22 protein-coding genes are annotated in these 25,380 nt (G+C 71.8%); 14 read left to right on the forward strand and 8 right to left on the reverse strand.

Going from position 1 to position 25,380, the window contains the following annotated elements; genetic code table 11:
- Positions 1 to 326 precede the first annotated feature (326 nt).
- The gene (locus ACTEI_RS15425; protein ID WP_164465967.1) at positions 327 to 1,754 is read right to left on the reverse strand and encodes an FAD-binding oxidoreductase; all 1,428 of its coding nucleotides are present in this window, start codon (positions 1,752 to 1,754) and stop codon (positions 327 to 329) included.
- 238 nt (positions 1,755 to 1,992) lie between these two features.
- Between ACTEI_RS15425 and ACTEI_RS15430 the strand changes: the two genes are divergently transcribed.
- Entirely contained in the window at positions 1,993 to 3,750 is a 1,758-nt protein-coding gene (locus ACTEI_RS15430; RefSeq protein ID WP_164465968.1) for a sensor histidine kinase, read from the forward strand.
- Positions 3,751 to 3,829: 79 nt separating this feature from the next.
- On the opposite strand, the gene ACTEI_RS15435 is transcribed toward ACTEI_RS15430, so the two are convergent.
- The gene (locus tag ACTEI_RS15435) at positions 3,830 to 5,026 is read right to left on the reverse strand and encodes an MFS transporter (protein WP_122978306.1); all 1,197 of its coding nucleotides are present in this window, start codon (positions 5,024 to 5,026) and stop codon (positions 3,830 to 3,832) included.
- Between the two features lie 283 nt (positions 5,027 to 5,309).
- Between ACTEI_RS15435 and ACTEI_RS15440 the strand changes: the two genes are divergently transcribed.
- From ACTEI_RS15440 to ACTEI_RS15460, 5 genes are all read left to right on the forward strand, one after another.
- Positions 5,310 to 6,692, forward strand: coding sequence for a family 43 glycosylhydrolase (locus ACTEI_RS15440; protein WP_122978307.1), 1,383 nt, complete (start codon positions 5,310 to 5,312; stop codon positions 6,690 to 6,692).
- 167 nt (positions 6,693 to 6,859) lie between these two features.
- Positions 6,860 to 7,384, forward strand: a complete 525-nt coding sequence (locus ACTEI_RS15445) for a hypothetical protein (RefSeq protein ID WP_203723803.1) — start codon at positions 6,860 to 6,862, stop codon at positions 7,382 to 7,384.
- A gap of 159 nt (positions 7,385 to 7,543) precedes the next feature.
- A complete protein-coding gene (locus ACTEI_RS15450) occupies positions 7,544 to 8,275 on the forward strand; it encodes a formylglycine-generating enzyme family protein (protein WP_372443303.1) in 732 nt (243 codons plus the stop codon).
- A 593-nt stretch (positions 8,276 to 8,868) separates the two neighbouring features.
- Positions 8,869 to 9,258 carry a hypothetical protein gene (locus tag ACTEI_RS15455; RefSeq protein WP_145831066.1) on the forward strand — a complete coding sequence of 130 codons (390 nt, stop codon included), beginning with the start codon at positions 8,869 to 8,871 and terminating at the stop codon, positions 9,256 to 9,258.
- A gap of 495 nt (positions 9,259 to 9,753) precedes the next feature.
- Positions 9,754 to 10,356: an SMI1/KNR4 family protein gene (locus tag ACTEI_RS15460; RefSeq protein ID WP_122978309.1), complete on the forward strand. Its 603-nt coding sequence runs from the start codon at positions 9,754 to 9,756 to the stop codon at positions 10,354 to 10,356.
- A gap of 110 nt (positions 10,357 to 10,466) precedes the next feature.
- On the opposite strand, the gene ACTEI_RS15465 is transcribed toward ACTEI_RS15460, so the two are convergent.
- Complete coding sequence (locus ACTEI_RS15465) at positions 10,467 to 10,940, reverse strand: hypothetical protein (RefSeq protein WP_122982169.1); 474 nt, start codon at positions 10,938 to 10,940, stop codon at positions 10,467 to 10,469.
- A 196-nt stretch (positions 10,941 to 11,136) separates the two neighbouring features.
- On the opposite strand from ACTEI_RS15465, the gene ACTEI_RS15470 reads away from it, so the two are divergent.
- Positions 11,137 to 11,661, forward strand: a complete 525-nt coding sequence (locus tag ACTEI_RS15470) for a hypothetical protein (protein WP_122978310.1) — start codon at positions 11,137 to 11,139, stop codon at positions 11,659 to 11,661.
- A 133-nt stretch (positions 11,662 to 11,794) separates the two neighbouring features.
- Here the strand turns inward: ACTEI_RS15470 and ACTEI_RS15475 are convergent, their stop codons facing one another.
- A complete protein-coding gene (locus tag ACTEI_RS15475) occupies positions 11,795 to 12,325 on the reverse strand; it encodes a DUF488 domain-containing protein (protein WP_122978311.1) in 531 nt (176 codons plus the stop codon).
- A 377-nt stretch (positions 12,326 to 12,702) separates the two neighbouring features.
- Between ACTEI_RS15475 and ACTEI_RS15480 the strand changes: the two genes are divergently transcribed.
- Positions 12,703 to 13,902 carry an RCC1 domain-containing protein gene (locus ACTEI_RS15480; protein ID WP_122978312.1) on the forward strand — a complete coding sequence of 400 codons (1,200 nt, stop codon included), beginning with the start codon at positions 12,703 to 12,705 and terminating at the stop codon, positions 13,900 to 13,902.
- Positions 13,903 to 13,969: 67 nt separating this feature from the next.
- On the opposite strand, the gene ACTEI_RS15485 is transcribed toward ACTEI_RS15480, so the two are convergent.
- On the reverse strand, positions 13,970 to 15,046 hold the full coding sequence (locus ACTEI_RS15485) for a cellulose binding domain-containing protein (RefSeq protein ID WP_122978313.1): 1,077 nt from the start codon (positions 15,044 to 15,046) through the stop codon (positions 13,970 to 13,972).
- Positions 15,047 to 15,496: 450 nt separating this feature from the next.
- Between ACTEI_RS15485 and ACTEI_RS15490 the strand changes: the two genes are divergently transcribed.
- Positions 15,497 to 17,026 (forward strand): M4 family metallopeptidase, encoded by a 1,530-nt coding sequence (locus ACTEI_RS15490; RefSeq protein WP_122978314.1) that lies wholly within the window; start codon positions 15,497 to 15,499, stop codon positions 17,024 to 17,026.
- 135 nt (positions 17,027 to 17,161) lie between these two features.
- Here the strand turns inward: ACTEI_RS15490 and ACTEI_RS15495 are convergent, their stop codons facing one another.
- The 3 genes from ACTEI_RS15495 to ACTEI_RS15505 form a co-directional block, all read right to left on the reverse strand.
- Positions 17,162 to 17,497: a cupin domain-containing protein gene (locus tag ACTEI_RS15495; RefSeq protein WP_122978315.1), complete on the reverse strand. Its 336-nt coding sequence runs from the start codon at positions 17,495 to 17,497 to the stop codon at positions 17,162 to 17,164.
- Positions 17,498 to 17,575: 78 nt separating this feature from the next.
- On the reverse strand, positions 17,576 to 18,541 hold the full coding sequence (locus ACTEI_RS15500; RefSeq protein ID WP_122978316.1) for a GlxA family transcriptional regulator: 966 nt from the start codon (positions 18,539 to 18,541) through the stop codon (positions 17,576 to 17,578).
- 303 nt (positions 18,542 to 18,844) lie between these two features.
- Positions 18,845 to 19,597: a TetR/AcrR family transcriptional regulator gene (locus ACTEI_RS15505; protein WP_122978317.1), complete on the reverse strand. Its 753-nt coding sequence runs from the start codon at positions 19,595 to 19,597 to the stop codon at positions 18,845 to 18,847.
- A gap of 111 nt (positions 19,598 to 19,708) precedes the next feature.
- On the opposite strand from ACTEI_RS15505, the gene ACTEI_RS15510 reads away from it, so the two are divergent.
- The 5 genes from ACTEI_RS15510 to vanX all read left to right on the forward strand — a co-directional run bounded on the left by ACTEI_RS15510 (position 19,709) and on the right by vanX (position 25,315).
- Entirely contained in the window at positions 19,709 to 20,443 is a 735-nt protein-coding gene (locus ACTEI_RS15510; RefSeq protein WP_122978318.1) for an SDR family oxidoreductase, read from the forward strand.
- A 651-nt stretch (positions 20,444 to 21,094) separates the two neighbouring features.
- Positions 21,095 to 22,438, forward strand: coding sequence for a UDP-N-acetylmuramoyl-tripeptide--D-alanyl-D-alanine ligase (locus ACTEI_RS15515; RefSeq protein ID WP_122978319.1), 1,344 nt, complete (start codon positions 21,095 to 21,097; stop codon positions 22,436 to 22,438).
- 198 nt (positions 22,439 to 22,636) lie between these two features.
- On the forward strand, positions 22,637 to 23,677 hold the full coding sequence (gene vanH / locus ACTEI_RS15520) for a D-lactate dehydrogenase VanH (RefSeq protein ID WP_122978320.1): 1,041 nt from the start codon (positions 22,637 to 22,639) through the stop codon (positions 23,675 to 23,677).
- Entirely contained in the window at positions 23,670 to 24,707 is a 1,038-nt protein-coding gene (vanA, locus tag ACTEI_RS15525; RefSeq protein WP_122978321.1) for a D-alanine--(R)-lactate ligase, read from the forward strand. The genes vanH and vanA overlap by 8 nt, the downstream gene beginning before the upstream one ends.
- Entirely contained in the window at positions 24,707 to 25,315 is a 609-nt protein-coding gene (gene vanX, locus ACTEI_RS15530; RefSeq protein WP_122978322.1) for a D-Ala-D-Ala dipeptidase VanX, read from the forward strand. The genes vanA and vanX overlap by 1 nt, the downstream gene beginning before the upstream one ends.
- Positions 25,316 to 25,380 lie beyond the last annotated feature (65 nt).

Genomic DNA, 25,380 nt, shown 5'->3' on the forward strand with positions numbered 1-25,380 from the left:
CTTACCTATCTTCGCCGGCCGGGACGCCGTAAGCGGGGCACGCCGGACGACTAGGCATACCTATCCCGGCGGCCGTGCCGGTCCGGGGCGGGCCGCAGCGGGGTGAGGGTCGCAGCGGGGCGGGCGGGGCGAGGGCGGGCCGCAGCGGGGTGAGGGTCGCAGCGGGGCGGGCGGGGCGAGGGCGGGCCGCAACGGGGCGAGGGCGGGCCGCAACGGAGCGAGGGCGGGCCGCAGCGGGGCGGAGGTGGCGAGCGAGGGTCGCAGCGGGGCCGCGGCGGCGGCGCAGGAAGCGCCGGGCGAGGCGTGACACCGGCGGTGACCGCGCTTCAGATCGGGCAGGCGGCGCGGAACAGCCGGTCCGGGTCGACGGCGGCCCGGATCCGGCGCAGACGGGCCAGATGCCGGCCGTGATAGAGGGCCGGGTCGATCGGGTCCGGCTCCAGGTAGTTGACGTACCGCCCGGACGACCACGGCGCGACGGCCCGGTGCCCGGCCTCGATCCACGCGTACCCGTCGGCGACCGACGCGGCGTCGGCCGCCGGTGGGACGACGAGCCACTGGAGCATGCTGTGCGCGCCGTGCCACGGGAACGCGGTGGCGTCCGCCGCGACTCTCGCCGGGGCGCCGGTCATCCGCTTGAGTTTCGCCAGACCGGGACGGCGGCTGGCCGCGCGGCCGCGGACCGCGGCCAGCAGGGCGGCGATCCCCGCGGCCGGCAGCGCCCGCGCGAAGATCTCGCTGCCGATCAGGTGCGTGTTCCGGGCCGCGTCGCCGGCCCGGTCCGCGAGCATCCGCAGGTGCGGCATGCTGGTCACGGTCGTGGTCGCCGGGGCCCGGCCGATGGCCCGGGTCAGGGCGGCCACCTCGGCGCGGGCGTCGCCGTCGAGGACGAAACCGCCGATCCGTACGGACAGCGCGCCCGTGCGCTCGGCGGTGAACTGGCACGCCGACCAGGCGTTGTCCGGGGCCACGGCGATCCGGGACTGCCAGCCCGCGGCGACCGCGGCGGCGTCCGCCCACGGGTAGCCGAGCGTGAACGTGCCCGTCGATCCGGCCGGATGGGTGCGCATCCGCCACGAGGTGACCACCCCGAACTGGCCGCCTCCGCCGCCGCGCAGCGCCCAGAACAGGTCCGGCTCCCGGGCGGCGTCGACGCTGCGGCGCCGGCCGTCGGCGGTCACCACGTCGGCGGCCACCACGCCGTCACAGGTCAGCCCGTACGCGGAGGTGACCGCGCCGATGCCACCACCGCAGGTCAGGCCGCTGACGCCGACCGTGCCGCAGGTGCCGCCCGGGATGGAGACACCGTGCGCGCCGAGGGCGGTGTAGGCGTCGATCAGCGTGGCGCCGCCGCCGATCGTGGCGGTCCGTGACGGCGCGTCGTAGCGGACCGCGTTCATCGCCCGCAGGTCGAGGACCAGGCCGGTGGCGGTCGTGGAGGCGCCGACGTACGAGTGCCCGCCGGCCCGTGTGACGACCGGCTGTCCGAGCCGGGCGGCGAACCGGACCGTCTCGGCGACGTCGGCCGGGCCCGCGCAGCGCACGACGGCCGGCGGCCGGAGGTGGTCGAATCGTGGTGAGAACAGTCGTCGCGCCTGCTCGTAGGTGGCCGTGCCGGGCAGTTCCACGGTGCCGTCGAGGCCGGCGGCGAGCGCTCGCCAGTCGGCGGCGGTGGGACCGGGCCCCGGGGGCGGGCTCGGCGCCACCACACCGAGCAGACCGGCGCTGAGCAGAGCACGGCGAGAAACTGGCATACGATATCCTGACATATGACTCTCTGACCGTTTTCATATTGCCCTTGCTTCGCCCTGTATGGCGATGCTTCGCCGCGCCGACGCTGCTCGTGCCCGGCCGTGGGAGAGGCACGGGGTGTCCGGCTCCAGGACGGCCGGGCGCGGAGATCCGGCGGGCGCGGGTGGCCGCTTGCGGTCACCTGCCTCGGGTGGCCGCTTTCGGTCAACTGCGCTGTGGACGTGCCGATCGAGACTGCCCGTGACTTCGCCTGTTCCGACCGGGGTGGTGCCCGGAGTGACCGCGCGGGTGGGTCGTGCGCCGCTGGTGGCGGCTGCCGCCATCCCGCTCGCGGTGGTGGTCGTCCACCTGCTGGCCGGCCGGCAGCTCGGTCAGGTTCCCGCCTTCATGCCGGGTTTTCTGGCCGTGGTGTGGGTGCTGGACCTGCTGACCGCGTTTCTGCTGTTCACCCAGTACACCGCGGGCGGGTCGCCGCGGCTGCTGGTGCTGGCCGCCGCGTACCTGTGGTCCTCGACGGTGATCGTGCCGCACGCGCTGGTGTTCTCCGGCCTGTTCTCCCCGGCCGGGCTGCTGGGCGCGGTGCCCAGCAGCGCCCCCTGGCTGTGGACGGCGTGGCACGTCGGGCTGCCGTTGCTGATCGGCGCCGCGATGGCGCCGTGGCATCCACGCTGGCACACCCGGGCCAAGGCGCTCACCGCGCGCGGGCGTCTGGGCGCGGTCGCCGTGGCCGTGACGCTCGTGCTGACCGCCGCCGTCTCGGTGACGTGGCTGGTCACCGCCGGCCACGACCACATTCCGGTGATCATCGTCAACGGGGACTACACGGTGCTGACGCAGCGCTTCGGTCCGGCCATCATCGGGATCAACGTGCTGGCGCTGGTGCTGGGCGCCACCCGGTTCCGCCGCGACACCGTCCGCGGGCTGGAGGCGTGGGCGTTCGTCGCCGTCGCCGCGTCCTGCGGTGACGTGGTGCTGACGCTGTTCTCCCGGGCCAGGTTCACCGTCGGCTGGTACGGCGCCCGTGTCCTGGCGCTGGTCGCCGCACTGGTCGTGCTCAGCGCCCTGCTGCGCGAGGTGACCGTGCTCTACCGGCGGGTCCGCGCCACCGCGGTGGAACTCGCCCAGCGCAACGGCGAGCTGCAGACCGCCGACGCGCTGCGCGACCACCTGATGGCCGTGGTCTCCCACGAGCTGCGTACGCCACTGACCGGGCTGACCGGCATCGTGGAGATCCTGCGGGACGGCCGGGACCGGATGCCACCGGCGAAGGTCGACGACATGCTCGCCCGCGCGGACGCGTTGACCCACCGGCTCACCATGCTCACCGAGGACCTGCTCGCCGTCTCCACCCTCGGCCACGGCGAACTGCACGTGGCGCCCACCACGGTCGACCTGGCCGAGGCGCTCGGCGAGTGCGCCCGCATGTTCGGCCGGACCGACGTACGCCTGGACTGCCCCGAGGAGCTGTACGTGGCCGCGGACCCGCTGCGGCTGCAGCAGATGCTGGCCAACTACGTGCGCAACGCCATCAAGTACGGCGCCGAGCCGATCGTGCTGTCCGCGACCGCCGCCGCCGAGGGCGTCCAGGTGCGCGTCCGTGACCACGGCACGGGCGTGCCGCCGGAGTTCGTGCCCGAGCTCTTCGACCGGTTCACCCGGGCCGAACAGGCCAAGGCCGGCCCGGTCGCCGGTTCCGGGCTGGGCCTGTCCATCGTCGCCACCCTGGCCGCCGCGCACGGTGGCCGGGTCTGGTACGAGCCCGCCGAGCCGGGCGCCTGTTTCGGCCTCACCCTGCCCGCAAGCGCCGTCCCGGCTTCCGCGCCAGCCGGCGCGGTCCCCGTCGCCCCGGTGGCCGGCGCGGTCCCCGTCGCCCCGGTGGCCGGCGCGGTCCCCGCCGCCCCGGTGGCCGGCGCGGTCCCCGCCGCCCCGGTGGCCGGCGCGGTCCCCGCCGCCGAGGCGATGCCGCAGCTCAGCGACGCCGCCGCGCGGAGTCGCTGACAAGGCCCGGTGCCGTCGACACCGCCCCCGGGGCGCGGCCACCACGCGTCCCGGGCGCGCCCGGCGCGGCGTTCGCCGGTCAAGCGCGGACCGGCCGGCGCCCGAACGCGCGCATCGCCAGCGCGCCCACCAGCGGACCCGGGACGAGCAGCCAGAATGCCCAGCGCCAGCCGGCGGCCTCGGCGAGCACGGGCACGAGTTGGATGGTGACGACGGTCAGGGCGAAACCGATGGCCGTCTGCGCGGTGAGCGCGGTGCCGACGTAGCGTTTGTCGGCGACCTCGCTCAGCGCGGTGGAGAAGACGCCGGAGTCGGCGATGACGGCTGCGCCCCACACCACGCCGAGCACCGCGACCGCGCCGGGCGGGGCGGCGAAGAACAGTGGCGAGAGCAGGCAGCAGGCGCCGCTGACAGCCAGGGCGGCGACCGCGGCCGGCGATCTGCCGAACCGGTCCGCGGCCCATCCGCCGGCCACGCACCCGGCGACGCCGGCGATACCGATGGCCAGGAACGCGAGGAGGCTGACGTCGGCGTCGTCGCGGCCGGTCCGGGCGGCGGCGCCCGCGATGAGGAAGCTGGGCAGCCAGGTCCAGAGCGCGTACAACTCCCACATGTGCCCGAAATAGCCCAGGTTCGCCAGCCGCGGCCCGCGCTCGCGGAACATCGTCAGGGCGTACCCGGGATGGTGCCGGGCCGGCGCTCCGTGGGCGAACTGCGGTCCCTCCCGGACCAGCGTCGCGGCCAGCAGCGCGCCCAGCGCCGCGCATCCGGCGGCGGCGCCCATCACGCCGCGCCACGGCAGTGCGCCCATCCCGCGGATCAGGTGCGGCAGGGCCGAGCCGAGCGTGAGCGCGCCGATCATGACGCCGAAGGCGAGTCCCCGGCGGGCGGGAGGCGTCCAGGACGCGGTCACCTTCATGCCCACGGGATAGACGCCGGCGAGGAACACGCCGGTGAGAAAGCGCAGCGGAACGGCGCCGGCCAGCCCGTCGACGACGAGGGCGAACGCGGCGGTGCACGCGGCGGCCAGCGCCGCGCACACCGCCATCAGCAGGTGCGCCCTGACCCGGTCGGCCAGGTTCAGCGCGGTCGAGGTGACCGCCCCGGCCACGAACCCCAGCTGAACGGAGGCGGTCAGCCAGACCGAGGCGGCCGCGCTGATGTGCCACGCCTCGCGCAGCGCCGGCACCACGGCGGAGGCCGAGAACCACACCGCCAGGCCGAGCACCTGTCCGGCGGCGATCAGCGCGCGCTGCACGCCGGGCCGAAGCAGCATGGCGTGCTCCTGGAGATGAGACGGTGCGATGGCTCCGCGCCGTGTGTGCGGGCCGGGACGGGCGGGTGCGGTGCATTCTGCCGCACCACCGCGGGAGCCCGGCGCGCGGGCACGCAGGCCACCGCCGCCGCGGCGTGCCCGCCCCGCCTCGGCGGGCAGAGCCCGGCGCGGGTGACGGGCCACCCGGGCCGGCGCGCTCACGACCGTGATTGACAAACATCTCTTGACAGAAATCCACGGGAAACCACCATGATGTAACATCCCCCGACTCAGTGGAGAGCCCATGACACAGTCCCGTTCCGGACGCGGCGCCCTGCGCCTGGCGGCGGCCGTCACCGCCACCCTGGCCCTGGCCGCCGGCCTGCTCACCGCCACGGTCACGCCGGCGGCCGCCGTCGCGGCCGGGCCGGTCATCGATCAGAACTTCGCCGACCCGGACGTCATGAAGGTCGGACGTACCTATTACGCCTACGCCACCAACAGCGACGGCCGGCACATCAGGTGGGCCACCTCCACCGACCTGGTCACCTGGTCGGTGCAGGACAGCGACGCGCTGCCGACGCTGGGCGCCTGGGCCGACCCGGACTGGTCGTTCCCGCCCGGCGGGTCCGGTGACCACGGCGTCTGGGCGCCGGAGGTGTTCGCCACCGGGCCGAGGAGCTACGTCATGTGGTACACCGCGCACGACCGCGCCTCCGGCAAGCAGTGCATCGGCGCGGCCACCGCCACCGCGCCCGGCGGCCCGTTCGTGCCCCGGGACACCAGCCTGGTGTGCACCCCGGAGACGGGCGGCGCGATCGACGCCTCCTCGTTCACCGAGAACGGGCGGCGGTACATGCTGTGGAAGAACGACGGCAACTGCTGCGCGCAGGACACCTGGCTGCACCTGCAGCAGGTCAGCGCGGACGGGCTGCGCCGGACCGGCGCCGAGACCGAACTGATCAAGCAGAACAAGCCGTTCGAGGGCACCCTCGTCGAGGCGCCGACGCTGTGGAAGCACGGCAGCACGTACGTGCTGTTCTACTCCGCCAACTTCTTCGGCAACGGCAGCTACCTCAGCGGCTACGCCACGTCGACGAGCCTGCGCGGGCCGTACACCAAGGCGAACGCGCCGCTGATGACCACCGACGCGTTCGCCGGCTCGGTCCGCGGCCCCGGCGGCCAGGACGTCGTGGTCGGGCCGGACGGCACGGACCGGATCGTCTTCCACGGCTGGAATCCCGGCTTCACCTACCGGGCGATGTACTCGCAGCGGCTCGACTGGCAGGGCAGTCGCCCCATCGTGGCGGGCGCCAAAGTCCGGTACGAGGCCGAGGACGCCACCTTCACCCGCGCCAACGCCCGGTACGCCGCCGGTGGCGCCAGTAACGGCGTCGTCGTCGGCGGGATCGACTTCGACGACAGCCGGGTCACCTTCACCGTCTACGTGCCGCGGGCCGGCAGCTACCGGCTGTACACCCGCTACGCCAACGGATCCGACGCCGGCGCCGCCAGCCACACCCTGTCGGTCAACGGCGCCGCCGCCGGCACCGTGGACTATCCCGTCACCGGCTGGGACAACTGGCAGGTCAGCGAACGTACCGTGACTCTGCGGGCGGGGAACAACACCATTTCGTACGGCAAGGGCGCGAACTTCGCCGAGCTCGACGCGATCGACATCGCGTGACCGGCCACCCGTGATCGCCCACGGGCCGTCCCGCCGCCGGTGGGACGGCCCGTGGCCGCGGCCGTCGTCGCCGAACAGGTGGTGACGACTGCGGTCAGCGTGCAGACGAGGATCGCGGCAGGAGAGGCGTTGCCGCTGATCACGGGGAAGGCCGCTACGTTGGGCGCGTGGACGAAGAAGCGGGCTACGACTACACGCTCAAGTCAGCGGATGCCGGCCGCATGGGGAAGGCGGCCGAGCACCTGGTCGCCGCCTTCTGCATCCTCGCGACACGCGGAGCTCTCAATGTCTCTACCTCGCTCGTCGATGACGAGGGTGTCGACCTCGTGTTCCACCGGCGCGGCTCCACCGGAACGCTCGCCGTTCAGGTCAAAGCGCGTATGTCCGACAGCAAGCGGATCCGATCCGAAGGCTTCGTCGCCTTCGTCCGGTCACAGACCTTCGTCCCGCGAGATAACCTGGACATGCTGTTCGTGGCGATCGATGTGATCCACGGCATCGTGATGAAGGCCTGGCTCGTTCCCAGCAAGGTCTATGCGGGCACCCTCGGCAACCCGAACAGCAAGGGCCGGTACCGCTTCAGCGCATCGATGAAGGACGGGTCCAACGATCGGTGGAAGCCGTACCGCCTGGAAGCACATGAACTGCCTCAGGCGGTGCTGCAACGGCTGGAGCGGCTGGAGGGCGGATAGATCTGTGCTGAAGCGCCGAGGATTCCGCGCCGATCACCCGCGAATCGCGGCTTTTTGTTTCATTGCTCCAGGGCGTGTATCGAAGTCGGTGGCGGTACCCCCAAGGACGGCGGCGCGCGTCGTGATCGATGAACCGCGAAGCCGTAGGATCGCTTTCCCGTGGACTTGAGTCTCGACCTGATCACCGTTCCGGCGGGCGAGGTCACCCTCACCGATCGCCGCACCGAGCGCCGCTGGACCGTGCCGGTCGCGGCTTTCCGGCTCGCCTCAACACCCGTCACCCGATCCGCTTACGCCAGGGCGGGCGGCGATTCGAGCGGCGCGAACCTGCCGGCGGAAAGCATCTCCTGGTGGGACGCGATTCGCTTCTGCAACGCTCTCTCCTCGCTCCACGGCCTCACTCCCGCCTACCGCGTGCACGCCGCCGGTCCCGATTCGCCGCCGTCCCCGGCGGGATTGGTGGTCCGCAACGCCCCGCTCCCGTCGGACCGGCAGGTCGCGGATCCCGGCATCACCTGGGACCGTGACGCGGACGGCTACCGGCTGCCGACCGAGGCGGAGTGGGAGCATGCTTGCCGCGCAGGATCCTCCGGCCCTCGATACGGCCCGCTGGACGAGATCGCCTGGTATCGCGGCAACTCCGGCGAACGGGCCCACGCCGTCGGCGGCCGAGCGCCGAACGACTGGGGCCTGTTCGACATGCTCGGCAACGTGTGGGAATGGTGTTGGGACCTCTACGACGCCGAGGTCTACGGCCCTTACCGGGTGCTGCGCGGCGGCGGCTGGTTCGACGAGAAATGGAGTTGCCGCGCCTCGGTCCGGCGCCGCAGCCATCCCACCCTCAGCCTCGACGACGTCGGCTTCCGCCTGGCCCGCAACCACCCCGCTTGAGACCGGCGGCCTCGGGCGAAGCGACGGCTCAGGGCTTCCACCGCCGCCCGTGGACAAGCCGCGGCCCACCGAACGTTTTCGGCGCTTCCCGGCGAAACGCGGTGACTACCCGCGAAGCCTTCCCCGCGGCACCGGTCAGCCGGCCGCCGATACTCACCACGCACGCAACGATCTTTCGATCCGAGCCCCGGTACCGTCCTGCCCCACCGCGAGAACCGAACGTCACACGTCCTCGCGGGCCCGTACCGATCCGGGATCTCATGCCACTTCGGACCGGTGTCGATCCGCCCCGGATCCCGTTGATCACCTGCCGCTGATCACGCCACTGGCCACCTCGCCGAACGTTCCAGCACGCCCGGATAAACAGCCCTCTCCAACACTCACGTAGGCGCGTCCGATATTTCGGCCAGGGATACCGAGCTTTCATGGGCGGGACACTTGCCATTCAATACGAGTAGCGAATCAATTGCACTGTACGTCGCTGTTGATTCAGCCGCGGTGCAGGAGAATGTTGGCTTCGTCGTCGTGCTGGCTGGGCCCGATGTGATCGTTTACGCTACGGCTGTTCAGGTCTACGCGAAGGGTCGATATCGGTGTCGCAGTCGAGCGCAGGACGGTTGAAACGGCTCGCGATTCCGATCGGCATGGGTGTCATCGGGGTGCTCGGGTGCATGGGCGGCTTCTTCTGGCTGATCGACACCATGATAGGCGTCGATCACCTCAGCGATGAGCAGATCCGCAACGGCCGCGCCTGCACCGCGGCCGTGTCATCGGTCCAGGACACCGGATCGGTCGTCAACGATGACACGGTCTACGAGTTCGAGCTCCGGGTGCAGCCGTCGGACGGCGCCGGGTACGAAGCCACGATCCGCGATTCGCTGAACTCCGTCGAGGCCGGTCGGGTCGGTGCCGGCGCCGCTGACTTCCGGTGCGTCATCGATCGGGACGACGCTACCCGCGTCGAGGTCTTCTGGTCCGACTGACCGACCCCCCCCGTGCCATCCCGTCGGCCGACATATAGCGCTCAGCGGGCGCACCCGGCACAGGCGGATGGGAAAGGCCGTCACCAGCGCGTCGCTGACGACCGTAAGGTGTGCGCCGGTTCGAGCCGCTCGGGCTGGCTTGGACTCTGCTCCATCTGATCGAGACGGCGCCCGCGCCCATACCGCTGACTGAGCCGGCCGCTGACGCCGACCCACGGATCCGGCGCCTGTGGCTTCGCCAGCAGAACGCCTTGGCCGACTCCTGACCTCGCCGAGCTGGGATCCGCACATCAGCACGAGCGTTCCGGGCCGGCGCGGACCGCACCGAGCGTAACGGCCTTGCGGGCGTCTCGCGCGACCAGCGACAGATGGGTGCGGGTCGGTGGGCCCCGGCTATGCGCAGGCACGTGGAATGTTTCGCGGCAGGCTGAGATCCGCCTGCGCCGGGGTCGAGTTCCGCCGCGTCCGCTCCCGCGCATACCGGAGAATCGTTCCATGGCCGCGAGCGTGGAACAGTCCTGGGCACGCATCCTGCGGTGGCTGTCGGTGAACGTGACCTGGGCGGTACCGGCTGTCGCCCCGCCGGCGAGTCCGCAGGCCGTCGCGGACGCCGAACGCGAGATCGGGGCGCGCCTGCCCGATGATCTGAAGCAGTGGTGGTTGCTGGCGGACGGCATGACGGACATGGTCTTGTGCCTTCCGCCGGAGTGTCAGCCGCTGTCGGTCGCCGACAGCCTGGAGGACCGGCGTATGCATCTTCACGACTGGCGGGCCCTGGGGAAGCCCACCAGTTCCGCGGGTGTGGCCGGTGAGCCGTCATTGCCTTTCCTCGACCTGTTCCTGCCCATCGGCACCGACGGGTGCGGCGGTTACCTCTACGTCGACCTGCGAGACGGTGACCTACGGGGCAGTGTCGGCTGGTGCAACGGTGAGGAGGCCCATGACGGAGCGGAGTGGGACAGCACCGCCCATCTGCTCGCGGCGACAGCCGAGGCGATGACCGCCGGGGTGCCCTGCAAAGGACCGTACGGCGATGTGGTGCCCGAGCCGGATCCCGCGTCGTTCGTGATGTGGCGCCGCGTCGGGGAAGCGGGCTGATCGGCCGGCACCATGTCGTTCCGTGCGCGCTGATCACTTCCGGCCACCAGCGTACGAGATCTCGGCCGGGTTCAGATCCGCGGGGACCTGCTGTCGTCGACATCCGCGGATCACGGCTTCTTCTGCGCCTGACTCGCCGGCCTCAGCGGTGCGGTGGAGCCCGTGTCGATGGCCTCGCGTACTTCGTCGAGGGCGTCGCGGATCATGGCGCCGTAGTCGTCGGCGGGAAGCGCGTCGAGCGCGGCGACCGCCTCGGTGAGGTGGTGGCGAGCCCGCCCGCGGTTGCCGGCGCGCCGGTGGACGTCGGCCAGGTTGAGGTGTAACGAGGGCAGGAATGCCCTGGCCTGCCACGTGGCGTCGTATTCGCGGGCGCGCTCGTCGGTGAGGCCGGGAAATTCCCGCAGCGCCAGCTCGTCCCACCGCAGTTCGTCCTCCACCGAGCCCTGCAGGTCAGCGAGATAGTGCGCGATGGTGCACCGGTGCAGGGCGTCGTCGGCGGTCTCCCACAGGCGCTCCAGCGTCGCGCGGGCTCCAGCCCGATCACCGCCCAGGTTCATCTCCTGCGCCCTGCGGATCTCTTCCATCACGGCGTCGGTCACCGCTCCTCCTCCGAGTCCATTGGCACGCGAGCTCCGATGTGCTCGAAGGTGACCCTGAACGCTCAACCAGGTCGAGGGTCAACGGCGCGAACGCAAGAAGGGGCAGCAGGTGTCACGGGCGGTGCGGCGAGCAGCGGTGGGAGGATGACGCTTCAGCCGGAGCGGTTGCCGTGGGAGAGGTATGCGATACGTCAAGATCAGCCGAGGGCGCGACGGCAATACGCTGGACGCGACCGGATACCTGGACGCGCTCGGTGCGTTCGCCGAACGACTGCCACCTGGCGCGCGTGCGTTCGCCACCGATCCGCAGCACTACGACCTCTTCGGCGGGCGGTGCGTCAAGGACCTCAAGCCCGTGGCACTGACTCTGGGCGATGGCGATGGCGATGGCGATGGACGAGCATGGGCGGAGCTTCGCCTGCAGCACCACTGCTGGAAACACGAGGAGGACCTGACGATCCGCTACAGCGGCGTACGCAGCGTCGTAGCGGATCCCGACGGTGCCGAGACGGACGTGCGCAGCCTTCGCGACGTGATGCTCGACGAGGTTCTGCCCCACGGGCAGGGGTGCAGCCACGAGATCGCGTTCCTCGCCGGGTCGATGACCATCGTCGCCGACGATCTCGTGGCCACCTGGGACGCGGCTGACTGCGCCGATCGTCAAGCGCTCTCCCGGGCCGCGGGTCCGCCCTCGGCCGCATCCTGATCTGCCGCAGAGCACGCGCGCTCGGCCGCACCTCGGCCCGCACACGGCCGATTCGTCGCACGCATCGTGGTCGCCCGTGATGGCACTGCGCGCCGGAGGGACGCCGGCTCGGGCCGGACGGTGAACGGCAGGCTCAGGGCGGGGCCGCGTCGTAAACGAGCTCGTCGGGGGAGCGCCACCGGGCGCCGGCGGCCACCCGGTGGCGGGCGAGCCGACCGCGGTGGTCCAGGTGGCGGACCGGGAACCCGTGGATCTCGCTGACGAAGTCGGCGATCAGGCGCCGGTGGCAGCGCCACCACAGGGTCTCGCTGCACATCACCGCGGTGGTGCCCGCCCGGATGTCGGTGAGCAGCTCGTCGACGGCCTCGTGGAACTCGGCCGTGCGCATGTGCGCGGCGTAGGCGCGGAACGCCTCGACCCGCCACCAGATGTCCGGTGATTCCGGCGGCAGGCGGCGGCGCCCGCCCAACCGCTGGTCGGCGCGGTAGGCGATGCCGGCTTCCGGCAGCCAGCGGCTCAACGCCTCGACACCGACATGTGGATGGTGGCGGCTGCCGGGGTAGCGGCGCACGTCCACCACCCGGTCCAGCCCGGCCCCGGTGAACAGCGCCGCCAGCTCGTCCCGGCCGGCGGTGCCGTGCCCCACAGTGATCAGCTCCAGCATCCGGGCCGCTCCCGTCGTGGCGTCGCCCCGGCGACCTTGTCGCCGGCGGTCGTCGCTGATTCCAGTGGACGACGATGGGGGCCGCCGGGGTACGGCGATTCCCCGTCCACCACGCTGACGGGTGCTCTCGGCGCCGATTGCCGTGCGTGGTCGGCCATCGACTGTGCGTTGCGCGGCGAGGTCCCGGGCGACCGGCGATCCGCCCTCCCGGGGTCGTGGCCGCAGTTTCCCCGACTCAACTGTTACGCCCGAGGTTTCCGCAGGCCAGGCGGCGGTCGCAGGGATGTCCTTGAATGCGTGGGAGCGCTCCCGTAATCTGCCTGCAACGTTCGGCAGCGCGGCCGGCAACGACGTCCGCCCCGAGGAGGAAGCCGCCCATGACTATCTTCAGAACGTCGCGAGCCCGGTGGTGGCGCTCGCTGCGCACCGCTGTCGCTGCCGCCGCGATGTCGACCGGAATCGCGGTGGCCGCCGTCGCCGCCACCGCCGGATCCGCCTCCGCGAGCCCCGCTCTCGCCGCCGCGCCGCCCGCGACGGTGGCCGCCGGTTACGCGCACACCTGCGCGATCCGGACCGGCGGGACCCTGTGGTGCTGGGGCTCCAACGCCAACGGCCAGCTCGGCGACGGCACGAAGACCAGCCGCACCACCGCGGTACGGGTCGGCGACGCCACCACGTGGGCCGGCGTCGACGCCGGCACCAGCCACAACTGCGCGGTCCGGACGGACGGCACGCTGTGGTGCTGGGGCAGCAACAGCCGCGGCCAGCTCGGCGACGGCAGCACCACCGACCGCACCGCCCCGGTCCGCGTCGGCACCGCGACGAACTGGACCACGGTCAGCGCCGGCGACCGGCACACCTGCGCGGTGCGTACCGACGGGACCCTGTGGTGCTGGGGCTTCAACCGGCTGGGGCAGCTCGGCGACGGCGCGCAGGTCTACGTCGCCACCACCCCGCTGCAGGTCGGCACGGCGAGCACCTGGGCGAGCGTCACCACCGGTTTCGCGCACACCTGCGGGACGCGCACCGACGGCACCCTGTGGTGCTGGGGCGACAGCTCGGCCGGGCAGCTCGGCCTCGGCATCCTCAGCTACCGGACCACCCCGGGGCAGGTCGGCACCGCGACGAACTGGGCCACCGTGACCGCCGGGTACACCTTCACCTGCGCGACCCGCACCGACGGCACCCTGTGGTGCTTCGGCGAGAACGGGTACGGCCAGCTCGGCGTCACCGGCACGTACCAGGCGTCGCCGGTGCAGGTCGGCAGCGTGGCGACGTGGACCGGCGTCGCGGCCGGCTTCGACACGGCGTGCGCGTCCCGCGCCGACGGCAGCCTGTGGTGCTGGGGCAACAACGCGGCCGGGCAGATCGGCGACGGCACCACGACGCACCGCTACGCCCCGACCCGGGTCGGCACCGCGACCACCTGGACGGCCGCCCTCGCGGCCGGCTACCACAACTGCGGCTTCCGGACCGACGGCAGCCTGTGGTGCTGGGGCAGCAACGCCAACGGGGAGCTCGGCGACGGCACCACCACCGCGCGCCCGGCCCCGCAGCAGGTGAGCCTGCCGGCCTGAGCCGCCGCGCCGCTACGCCACCGGGCCGTGACCTCGCACGAGGTCACGGCCCGGTGGCGTAGGCCGGTCAGGCCGTCACGCAGGACCGGCCGTTGAGCGTGTACGCCGCCGGCGGCGCGTCGCTGGTCCGCCAGGAGCCCAGCACCCCGACCGTGGCGCTCGCTCCGGCGCCGAGCCGGCGGTTCCATGCCGCCCCGGTCACCGTGACGTCCGCGCCGGACTGGGTGACGTCGCCGTTCCACGACGCGCTCACCCGCTGATCGCCGCCGTAGGCGAAGGTGAGCGTCCAGCCGTCGATCGGTTCCGTCCCGATGTTGGTGACGGTCACCTCGGCCACGAAGCCCCCGGCCCACGTCGAGGTGGCGCGGTAGCCGACCCGGCAGACCGGCTCGGGCGGCGGGGGAGTGCTCGGCGACGGGGTGGTGATCACCGTGCTGACCGTGTCCGAGGCGATCGACACGTTGCCCGCCGCGTCGCGGGCCCGTACGTAGTACACGTTCCGGCCGCCGCCGGTCGGCACGGCGTACGTCGTGGCGGTGGTGGTGGTGAGCAGGGTGGAGGTGTACCACCCGTCGAACCGGTAGACGTCGTAGCCGGTGACGCCGACGTCGTCGGTGGACGGCGCCCAGGTCAGTACCGCGCGGGACGCGGTGACCTCGGTGGCGGCCAGGCCGGTGGGCGCGCTCGGCGGGCTGGTGTCCGGCGCGGTGTCGGACACCGGGGTGACCACGGTGACCACGGTGGACGGCGCCGACCGGTGGTTGACGCCGTCGACCGCGGTGACCTGGAACGAGTACTGCCGGGCGGGCGCCAGGCCGGTGATCGTGGTGGAGGTGACGTTGCCGGCGTCGACCAGCGCGACGACGTCGTTGAACGCCAGGCGGTACTGGACCTCGTAGTGGTCCACGACGCAGCAGCCCGGCCGCGACGCGGTCCAGGTCAGCGTCACCGAGGTGGCGTGCACCGCGGCGGCGGTCAGGCCGGCCGGCGCGGTCGGCGGGAACGGCGACGGGTTCGGTGGTGTCGGGGTGGAGGTGGCCGGTCGGTCGCCGGCGTGCGCGACCGGGCCGGTGACGGCTCCGGCCACGGCGAGCGCGGCGGTGAGGACGAGAGCGGTGACGATCCTGCGCGGGCGGTGCGGCATGCCTTGACACCTCTCGGGCTATCGATGTACATCCATGTCCATTGGGCCATCCCGGCCGCATCCGTTCAAGACGGTCCCAGGCCGGCCGGCGACCGCGCCGCCGAGCCCCGTGGCGGCCGTGCCGGCGGGGGCGGGAAGGGCCGGCGGCGGGGCGCGCCCCGGGTCCGCGTGTGCCTGGTCACGCTCGGTGCCGCGGCCTGGCCGGCGCCCCTCGGTGACGGGGCCCGGGGCGGACCCGGCGGACGCCCGACCCGCCCGGCCGGGGCCGGTCCCGGGCCCCGGTGCCGTCCGGCCCGAGTGGGCGCTGGGTGAAGCGCGAGGGTTTTCCCTATTTCGCAAATAGACCGTCATATATAGCGTGCATTCATGTTTCGCCGCCGGCGGCCACCCCGCCGCCGACGGAGACCGAGCCCGCCCACCACCCCCGTGGGCGGGAAAGGAGTACGCACGATGGTTCGAACCCCCCTGGCCGTCGCCCTGGCGGCCGGCACCGTGGCCGCCTCGGCCCTGGTCGCGGTGTCCGGTCCGGCAGCCGCGCAGGCGCCCGCCCCGTCCGTCGACGCGGTCGCGCAGGCCGACGCCGTGGTCGCCGCCCGCCCGGCCGTACTGCAGGCCGGCAAGCACGACGACTTCCACCGGCGGCAGGTCTACAAGTCGCAGGGCCTGACCTACGCGTCCTACGACCGTACCTACAAGGGCTTCCCGGTCAAGGGCGGCGACTTCGTCGTGGTCACCGACAACGCCGGTCAGACCCGGTACACGTCGGTCGCGCAGAGCAGCCCGATCGGTGAGCTCTCGACCGAGCCGACGGTCTCCGAGAGCGCGGCGATCGCCACCGCCAAGAAGCAGCTCAAGAGCGTCACCAGCGTCGAGGCCACCCGGCTGGTGGTCGTCGCGGCCGAGGGCCGCGCGGCGAAGCTGGCGTACGAGACCACGGTCAACGGCACCGGCGCGGAGGGCGTCAGCCGCCTCACCGTCGACGTGGACGCGACCACCGGCGCGGTGCTGGCCACCGAGGAGCACGTCACCGAGGCCACCGGCACGGGCACCGGCTGGATCGTCGGCTCGGTGTCGCTGAACACCACGCAGTCCGGCTCGACGTACTCCCTCAAGGACCCGACGGTCACCAACCTGAGCTGCCAGGACGCCTCCACCCGGACCACGTTCAGCGGCTCGGACAACGTGTGGGGCAACGGCACCGGCACCAGCAAGGAGACCGGCTGCGTCGACGCGCTGTACGCGGCGCAGAAGCAGACCGCGATGCTGTCGGCGTGGCTGGGCCGCAACGGGCAGAACGGCTCCGGCGGCGCGTGGCCGATCCGGGTCGGGCTGAACCAGCAGAACGCGTACTACGACGGCACCCAGATCCAGATCGGCAAGAACACCGCCGGCAAGTGGATCTCGTCGCTCGACGTGGTCGGCCACGAGCTGGGTCACGGCATCGACGACAAGACCCCGGGCGGCATCTCGAAGGGCGGCACCCAGGAGTTCGTCGCCGACACCATCGGCGCGGCCACCGAGGCGTACGCCGCGAACCCCAACGACCCGTTCGACTACCAGGTCGGCGAGGAGGTCAACCTGGTCGGCAGCGGCCCGATCCGGTACATGTACAACCCGTCGCTGGCCGGTGACGACAACTGCTACTCCAGCAGCACCCCGACCGACGAGGTGCACGCCGCCGCCGGCCCCGGCAACCACTGGTTCTACCTGCTGGCCCAGGGCAGCGGCGGCAACGGCCAGCCGGCCAGCTCCACCTGCAACGGCTCCACGGTGACCGGTGTCGGCATCCAGACCGCCATCAAGATCATGTACAACGCGATGCTGCTGAAGACCTCCAGCTCCTCCTACGCCAAGTACCGCGTGTGGACGCTGCAGGCCGCGAAGAACCTGTACCCGGGCAGCTGCACCCAGTTCAACGCGGTCAAGGCCGCGTGGAACGCGGTCAGCCTGCCGGCCCAGTCCGGCGAGCCCACCTGCTGAATCCGGCCGTCCGGCGAACCGGGCCGGCGCGTCCTCGCGGACGTGCCGGCCCGTTCCGCGTTCCGGCCCCGCCTCGACCGCCCGAGCGGTCGCTGGCGCGACCGGGCCGGCTTCCCGCCCGCCTCAGCTGGTGCGTCAGGCCGGCTTCCCGCCCGCCTCGGTCGAGGTGACCTCCGGTCCGACGAGCAGGAAACGGGCCTCGCCGGCCGCCTCCGGGCGGTGCTCCACCCCGCGCGGGATGACCAGCAGGTCACCCGGGGTCAGCTCGACCGAGCCGTCCCGCAGGTGCACGGTCAGCGTTCCGGCCAGCATCAGGAACGTCTCGTCCTGATCGTCATGCGCGTGCCATCGCGTGGAACCGAGGCCCTTGGCCACCTTGAACAGGTTGCCGTTCGCGGCCGTCAGGACCCGCTGGGACCAGTACTCGTCGAGCGACGCCGCTTCGGCCGCCGGGGTGATCTTCGTCAGCATGCCGACGATTCTCACCGGCCGCACGTCGCGGCCGGCAGTGCGAGGAATCGCAACTGTCGCAAGGATCCTGGCGCGGGCTCACCGCGCGCCGTCGGCGGCGAAGCGCCGGCGGTACTCCGACGGGCTCAGGCCCACGTGCTTACGCAGCAGGGCGCGCAGGTTGGCGGCGGTGCCCAGACCGGACTGCCGGGCCACGGCGTCCACGCCCGCGGCGCCCTGCTCGATCAGGCGGCACGCCAGCGCGACGCGCTGCGCGGTCAGCCACGCCAGCGGGGTGCTGCCCACCTCGTTGCGGAAGCGCCGGTGCAGCGTGGCGGTGCTCATCCGGCCGTGCCGGGCCAGGTCGTCGACCGACAGCCGCAGGTGCAGGCGCTCCTGCGCCCACTGCAGGACCGGCGCGAGCGGGCTCGTCGCCGGCGCCGGCAGCGGGCGTTCGACGAACTGCCGCTGGCCGCCGTCGCGGAACGCGGCGAACACCAGCTGCCGGCCGACCCGGTTGGCCACCTCGGTGCCGTGGTCGCGGCGGACGATGTGCAGGCCGAGGTCGAGCGCCGCCGCGCTGCCCGCCGAGGTCAGGATGTCGCCGTCATCGACGAACAGCACGTCCGGCTCCAGCCGTACGGCCGGGAAGCGCCGGTGGAAGTCCGGAGCCAGCTGCCAGTGCACCGCCGCGCGGCGGCCGTCGAGCACCCCCGCCTCGGCGAGCGTGAAGGCGCCGGTGCAGAGGCCGACCAGGCGGGCGCCCCGCGCGTGGGCCCGCCGGATCGCCGCCAGGACCGCGCCGCGGGACGGGACGTCGACATCCGGCCGGTTCGGCACGATGATCATGTCGGCCCGGTCCAGGTCGCTCAGCCGCCCGGGCGCGCTGACGCGGAACAGCCGGTCCCGCATCGGTACCGATCTGGTCGGGCTGACGACGGTGAGTTCGTACAGCTCGTAGCCGATCTGTGGGCGCCGGCGGCCGCCGAAGATCTCGCAGGCACAGCCCACCTCGAACGGGTTGGAATGTTCGTCGACTATCAGCGCGACCCGCCGCGGCACCATCCGTCCTTCCTACCACCGCCCCGGCGGCCCTCTGAGCTGGCGGCTCACCGGTCCGGTGCCCGGCACCGTCCCTCCTCCCTGCCGCCGGATCCCGGCGGCCCCGTGATCTGGCGGCTCACGGGTCCGGCGGCCCGGCACCGTCCGTCCTTCCCCGCACCGGACGCGGCGGCTCATGGGTCCGGCGCCCCGGCGCCCGGGCCCGGAGCGGGTCTCATCCGCCCCCGCTGGCCCGCCACCGGGGGCGGCGCGGTGCCGTGCCGATGACCGCGCCGGTGACCTCGGATCGCCGGGCCGGGCCGGCGGTCACTCCGGCTGGTCGATGCGCTCCAGCCACCGGTCGAGCAGCACGGTCTCGGCCGGTTCCAGCCGGTCGGTGCCGCTGAGCGAGAGCTGCGAGCGCAGCTGGCGGGCGGCGTCGCGGAGCGGGTCCGGCCCGCTCGGCGTGGCGGGGTGGGTGAGCACGGTGGCGAAGGCGGCGTCGCGGGCGCGGTGCGACAGCGCCGGGTCGTCGAAGAGCTCCGGCGCGGCGATGCGGCCGAGAGCGACGCCGATGTTGGCGCTCAGGATCAGCTGGGCGGCTGCCCGGGGCGTCGTGGTGAGCGCGCCGGCGGCGGCGCAGCGCAGGAGGGTGGCCTCGAGCAGTGTCAGGATGCGGCGGTAGGTGGTCGCGCCCGAACGCGGCCGGGGCGCGAACATCAGCTGGTAGAGGGCCGGGTTCTCGGTGGCGAACGCCATGTGGTCGTCCCATCCCGCGTACAGGTCGCCGACCGGGTTGTCGGTGACCTCCAGTTCGCTCTTGCGCCGGGCGTAGCGGTCGAATCCGGCGTCGGCGACGGCGTCCAGCAGGCCGCGTTTGTCACCGAACAGCCGGTACAGCACCGGCTGGGTGACGCCGGCCTCCTCGCTGACGGCGCGGGTGGCGATGTCGCCGTCCGGGGAGGCGGTCAGCTGCCGCTCGGCGGCCTGGATCAGGGCGGCGCGGACGGTGGCGTCGTCGACGGGCCCCGCACCGCCACGCCGCCGGGAGGACGTGCCGGGCTCCTGCGTAGCACTCATGAATCAATGCTACGCGGCACCGCTAGCAGTGATTCGAGGACCGTGCTACGGTTCTGATATCAGCGATAGCCTCAGCTGCTATCGCCACTATCGAACTGGGGAGTGAGACTCATGGGTGATCACCGAGTCGCCGTCGTCACCGGGGCTTCGCGTGGCATCGGCCGTGCCGTCGCCACCGCGCTGGCCGGCGCCGGGCACGCCGTCGTCGTCGGCTACGCCGGCAATGAGGCGGCCGCGAAGGAGGTCGTCGACCGGATCGCCGCCACCGGTGGCCGGGCCGTCGCCGCCCGGGCCGACGTCGCCGACGAGAACGCGGTCGCCGCTCTGTTCGACACCGCCACCGAGGCCTTCGGCGGGGTCGACGTCGTGGTCAACTCGGCCGGCCGGATGGCCCTGTCCCCGATCGCCGACCTCGATCTGGCCGACCTGGACGCCCTGCACCGCACCAACATCCGCGGCACGTTCGTCGTCGCCCGCGAGGCCGCCCGCCGGGTCCGCCCGGGCGGCGCGATCGTGCTGGTGTCCACCTCGATCCTCGGCCTGCAGTTCCCCGGCTACGGCGCGTACGCCGCCAGCAAGGGGGCCGTCGAGGCGATGACGCTGATCCTGGCGCGGGAGATGCGCGGCCGGGACATCACGGTCAACACCGTCGCGCCCGGCCCCACCGCCACCGAGCTGTTCCTGGAGGGCAAGGACGAGGCGACCGTCGAGCACCTGGCCAAGCAGCCGCCGCTGGAGCGGCTCGGCACCCCGGCCGACATCGCCGGGGTCGTCGCCTTCCTCGCCGGGCCGGGCGGGCGCTGGGTCAACGGCCAGGTGCTCCGGGCCAACGGCGGCATCGTCTGACCGTGGCCCGATCCCGGGCGCGGTCGAGGTGGCCGCCGACCCGGGCGGCGCGGTCTTCCTCGACCGGCGCATCCGGCATGCCCGCTCGAACAACTACTCACAGATCGCCGCGGAAGTGCACCCACCGGTGGGTGTACACCGCGACACCGCGCCCGCGGACCTGATGGTCTCGTGCCGGTGCAGCGGCGGCTCCTGGTCCTCCCGGACGGCGCCGGCGACCACGCCTGGGGCCACTGCGCGAGCGAGGCTCCGCCGCGCGGCCTGCCGAGGGAGCACGATCTGCTCGGCCCGGCCCACCGGCCGCTGAAGCCCTAACCGGCTGACCCAGCCTCGGCGTTGCTGCCTTCAGGTAACGTTCCTGCTGGTGCTGACCGACACTCGTCGTCGGCTGGGCAGGCGCGCGCCGCCACCCGCGCCCGCGACCGGCGCTGTCCCTCGATCTCTCGGACCCGGCGTCCCCGGTGCCGTCCACATATCGTCGGCATATGCAAAAATTGATACGTGGTGGCAACATCACACTTCTTTGACTGAGGGCGTGAGACACAGCGGACCCGTCCCCGTCACCCTTCAGCTCCTCAGTGTCCTGCCGCTCACCCTTAGCCCGGCCGGGTCGCTGTCGCCGCGTTTCGGCGGTCCGGCCGCCGTTCGGGCATGATCCCGCTCAGCCTCGAGGCGATCGCCGCTGTTGTCGGGGGGACGGTCGAGGGAGACCACACGGTGACGGTCACCGCGCCGGCCGTGCTCGACGGTCGGCAGGCCGAGCCGGGCGGCCTCTTCGTCGCCTTCGCCGGCGAGCACGTCGACGGCCACGACTACGCCGGCCAGGCCGGCCAGGCGGGCGCGGTCGCCGTGCTCGGCTCGCGGCCCACGGCGCTTCCCACCGTCGTCGTCGAAGACGCCCGGACCGCGCTGCAGGCCCTCGCCGCCGACGTCGTGGCGCGGCTGCGTGAACGGTTGACGCTCGTCGGGGTGACCGGCTCCCAGGGCAAGACGAGCACCAAGGACCTGCTGGCCGCCGTGCTGTCGAGCGCCGCGCCGACGATCGCCACCAAGGGCAACCTCAACAACGAGCTCGGCGTGCCCCTCACCATGCTGCGCGCCGGTGCGGCCACCCGGTTCCTCGTCGTCGAGATGGGCGCCCGCCGCATCGGTGACCTCGCCAAGCTCACCGACCTGGTTCCGCTCGACGTCGCCGTCGTCCTCAACGTCGGCGAGGCCCACCTCGGCGTGTTCGGATCGCGTGCGGCCATCGCCGAGGGCAAGGGGGAGCTGGTACGAGGGCTGGTGCCCGGGGGTACCGCGATCCTCAACGCGGACGACCCCAGGGTGGTCGCGATGCGCTCGCTCACCGATGGCCCGGTGTTGACGTTCGGGCACGCGGAAGACGCGGATGTGCGGGTGCGCGACCTGACCCTGGACCGGCTCGGCCGACCGTCCTTCACGCTGCGCACCGCGGACGCCACGGCCCGGGTCAAGTTGCCGATCGTGGGCGCCCACCAGGCACTCAACGCCGCAGCCGCGGTGGCGGCGGCGCTTTCCGCCGGCCTGACGCTCGACGCGGCCGCGGCGCCACTGGCCACCGCCTCACTGACGAGGTGGCGCTTGGAGCTACGTGACATCGCCGGCGGCGTGACACTGCTCAACGACTCCTACAACGCCAGCCCCGGGTCGACGCGAGCCGCGCTGGACGCCCTGGCCGCGATCGAGGGTGGCCGCCGCGTCGCCGTCCTCGGCCAGATGCTGGAGCTGGGGGACGAGAGCGAGGCCGAGCACCGCGCCGTCGGGGAGTACGCCGCCGCCCGGGCCGACGTGGTGGTCACCGTCGGCGAGGCGGTTCGTCCGCTTGCCGTCGGCGCGGGGGAGCGGGCGGTGGCAGTGGCGGACAACGGCGCGGCCGTCGATTGGCTTCGTGGCCACCTCGCCCCCGGCGATGTGGTGCTCGTCAAGGCATCCCGTGGGGCGCGCCTCGATGAAGTCGCCGCCGCGCTGTCCTAGCCGTGGCCGCCGCGGCGATTCATGTGGCGCCGGGGCAGCGCGGACGCCATCCGTCCCGTAACGTGGATTTCCACTACGCGTGGTGCGGGCTTCCTTGACAATCAGTTGACATATCGCGCCGCGGGCCCCTCCGACGTATCGTCGGCATATCCAAAACCGCATACGTGCTCGCAACACCACCTTCCCTTGACTGGGCGCATGGGTTACAGCGAACCAGTACGAGCAGCGGCCCCCCGCACCCGATCGCTGGCCTCGTCGTCCTCCCCGGTCGTTCCGGCAACGGGGATCACGATCTATGGATGCGGCCCGGATGAGGCCGCCCTGTTCCGTGAGCTGGCGCCTCGCTTCGGCGTACTGCCGATCATCACGGAAGCGGCGGTATCCGAGGCCAATGTGAATCTGGCATCCGGAAATCGATGCATCAGCGTCGGGCATAAGACTCAGATCACGAATGGCACGCTTCTCGCGCTGAGCCGATCCGGTGTGAAATACATCTCTACGCGGAGCATAGGCTACAACCACATCGATGTGGCGTATGCGCAGAGCGTGGGTATCTCCGTCGGCAACGTCGCCTACTCGCCGGACAGCGTGGCCGATTACACGCTGATGCTGATGCTGATGGCCGTACGCCATATGAAAGCCATGATCCGCCGCGCGGACGTTCACGATTATCGATTGAACGACGTGCGCGGGAAGGAACTGCGCGATCTGACCGTCGGGGTGGTCGGGACGGGGCGTATCGGTTCGGCCGTCATGGACCGGCTGTGGGGTTTCGGCTGCCGTGTGCTCGCCTACGACAATCGACGTTCGGATTCCGCTCATTATGTTCCGCTCGATGATTTGGTGCGGCAGAGCGACATCGTCACACTTCACACCCCGCTCACCGCGGCCACGCACCATCTTCTCAACCAGGACCGTATCGCGCAGATGAGGAACGGTGCGTTCGTCATCAACACCGGGCGCGGTTCGCTTATCGACACCGAGGCCCTCGTCGCAGCGCTGGAAAGCGACAAACTGGGTGGCGCGGCGCTCGATGTCCTGGAAGGGGAGGAGGGGGTATTCTATGCCGACTGCCGTAACAAGCTCATTGAGAGCAAGGCGCTGTTACGGCTACAGGAAATGCCCAATGTGATCATCAGCCCGCACATGGCCTACTACACGGACCATGCGCTCAGCGACACTGTCGAGAACAGTCTCGTCAACTGCATGAACTTCGAGAGGGAACAACAGCATGGGTAAGTTGAAGATCGGCATCATCTTCGGCGGCGTCTCCGAAGAGCACCCCGTCTCGATCAAGTCCGCGCAGGAGGTCGCCAAGAGCCTGGACGCCGAGAAGTACGAGCCGTACTGGATCGGCATCACGAAGGACGGCGCCTGGCGGCTGTGCGACGGCCCGGGCGCGGACTGGGAGATCAGCAGCGCCCGGCCGGCCATGCTGTCGCCGGACCGCAACGTCCACGGGCTGCTGGTCCAGGAGGACGGCCGGTACCGGGAGATCCGCCTGGACGTCGTGCTGCCGGTTCTGCACGGCAAGCTGGGCGAGGACGGCGCGATGCAGGGCCTGTTCGAGCTGTCCGGCATCCCCTACGTCGGCTGTGACGTGCAGAGCTCCGCGGTCTGCATGGACAAGTCGCTGACCTACGCCGTGGTCAGCAGCGCGGGCATCGCGACGCCGCGGTTCTGGGTCGTCACGCCGGACGAGGCGCCGGACCCCGCGCAGCTCACCTACCCGGTCTTCGTGAAGCCGGCCCGCTCGGGCTCCTCCTTCGGCGTCACCAAGGTGTCGACCGAGCAGGAGCTGAAGGCCGCGCTGGAGACCGCGCGGGAGTTCGACTCGAAGGTGCTGATCGAAGAGGCCGTGGTCGGCAGCGAGATCGGTTGCGCCATCATGGGCAACGACCCGGACCTGGTCGCCGGCGAGGTGGACCGGGTCGCCCTGTCCCACGGCTTCTTCCGGATCCACCAGGAGAGCGAGCCGGAGCGCGGTTCCGAGAACTCGACCTTCATCTGTCCCGCCGACATCCCGGCCGAGGCGCGCTCGCTGGTCCAGGAGACGGCGAAGGCCATCTACCGTGCTCTGGGATGCCGCGGGATCGCCCGGGTGGACATGTTCCTCAAGGAGGACGGAACAGTTGTCCTCAACGAGGTCAACACCCTGCCCGGCCTGACCTCGTACAGCCGTTACCCGCGCATGATGGCGGCTGCCGGGATTCCGCTCTCCGCGGTGATCGACCAGATCGTGTCGCTGGCCCTGCCGGGGGACATCTGATGAAAGACGACTTCGCGTTCGTGGACGAGCTCGTGCCAGGCATACGCTGGGATGCCAAGTACGCCACCTGGGACAATTTCACCGGCAAGCCGGTGGACGGTTACGTTGCGAATCGGATCGTCGGAACGAAGGCGTTGTGCGCTGCCCTGGCGCGCGCCCAGGAAGAGGCCGAGACGCTTGGCTTCGGTCTGCTTCTCTGGGATGGGTATCGGCCGCAACGCGCCGTGGACTGCTTCATGCGCTGGGCGGAGCAGCCGGAGGACGGCCGCAAGAAGCTGCGGCACTACCCGAACATCGGCAGGCCCGAGATGTTCGAGAAGGGGTATGTCGCCACCAAGTCCGGTCACAGCCGCGGCAGCACCGTCGACTTGACGCTCTACAACCTTGCCACCGGCGAACTGGCGTCGATGGGCGGCGACCACGACCTGATGGATCCGATCTCCCACCACGGGGCCAGCGGAATCACGCCGATCGAAGCGAAGAACCGTGAATACCTCTGCTCGATCATGGAGGGCTGCGGATTCGCCAGGTACGACTACGAGTGGTGGCACTACACCCTGAAGAACGAACCCTATCCCGACACATATTTTGATTTTCCGATCGTGTAGTTGATGCCCGGGCAGGAAGGGGAGTCGCGCCGGAGATCCGTCTTCGTCCGGCGTCCGCGGTGTGG

The sequence above is a fragment of the Actinoplanes teichomyceticus ATCC 31121 genome (assembly GCF_003711105.1).
In the GTDB taxonomy this organism is placed as follows: domain Bacteria; phylum Actinomycetota; class Actinomycetes; order Mycobacteriales; family Micromonosporaceae; genus Actinoplanes; species Actinoplanes teichomyceticus.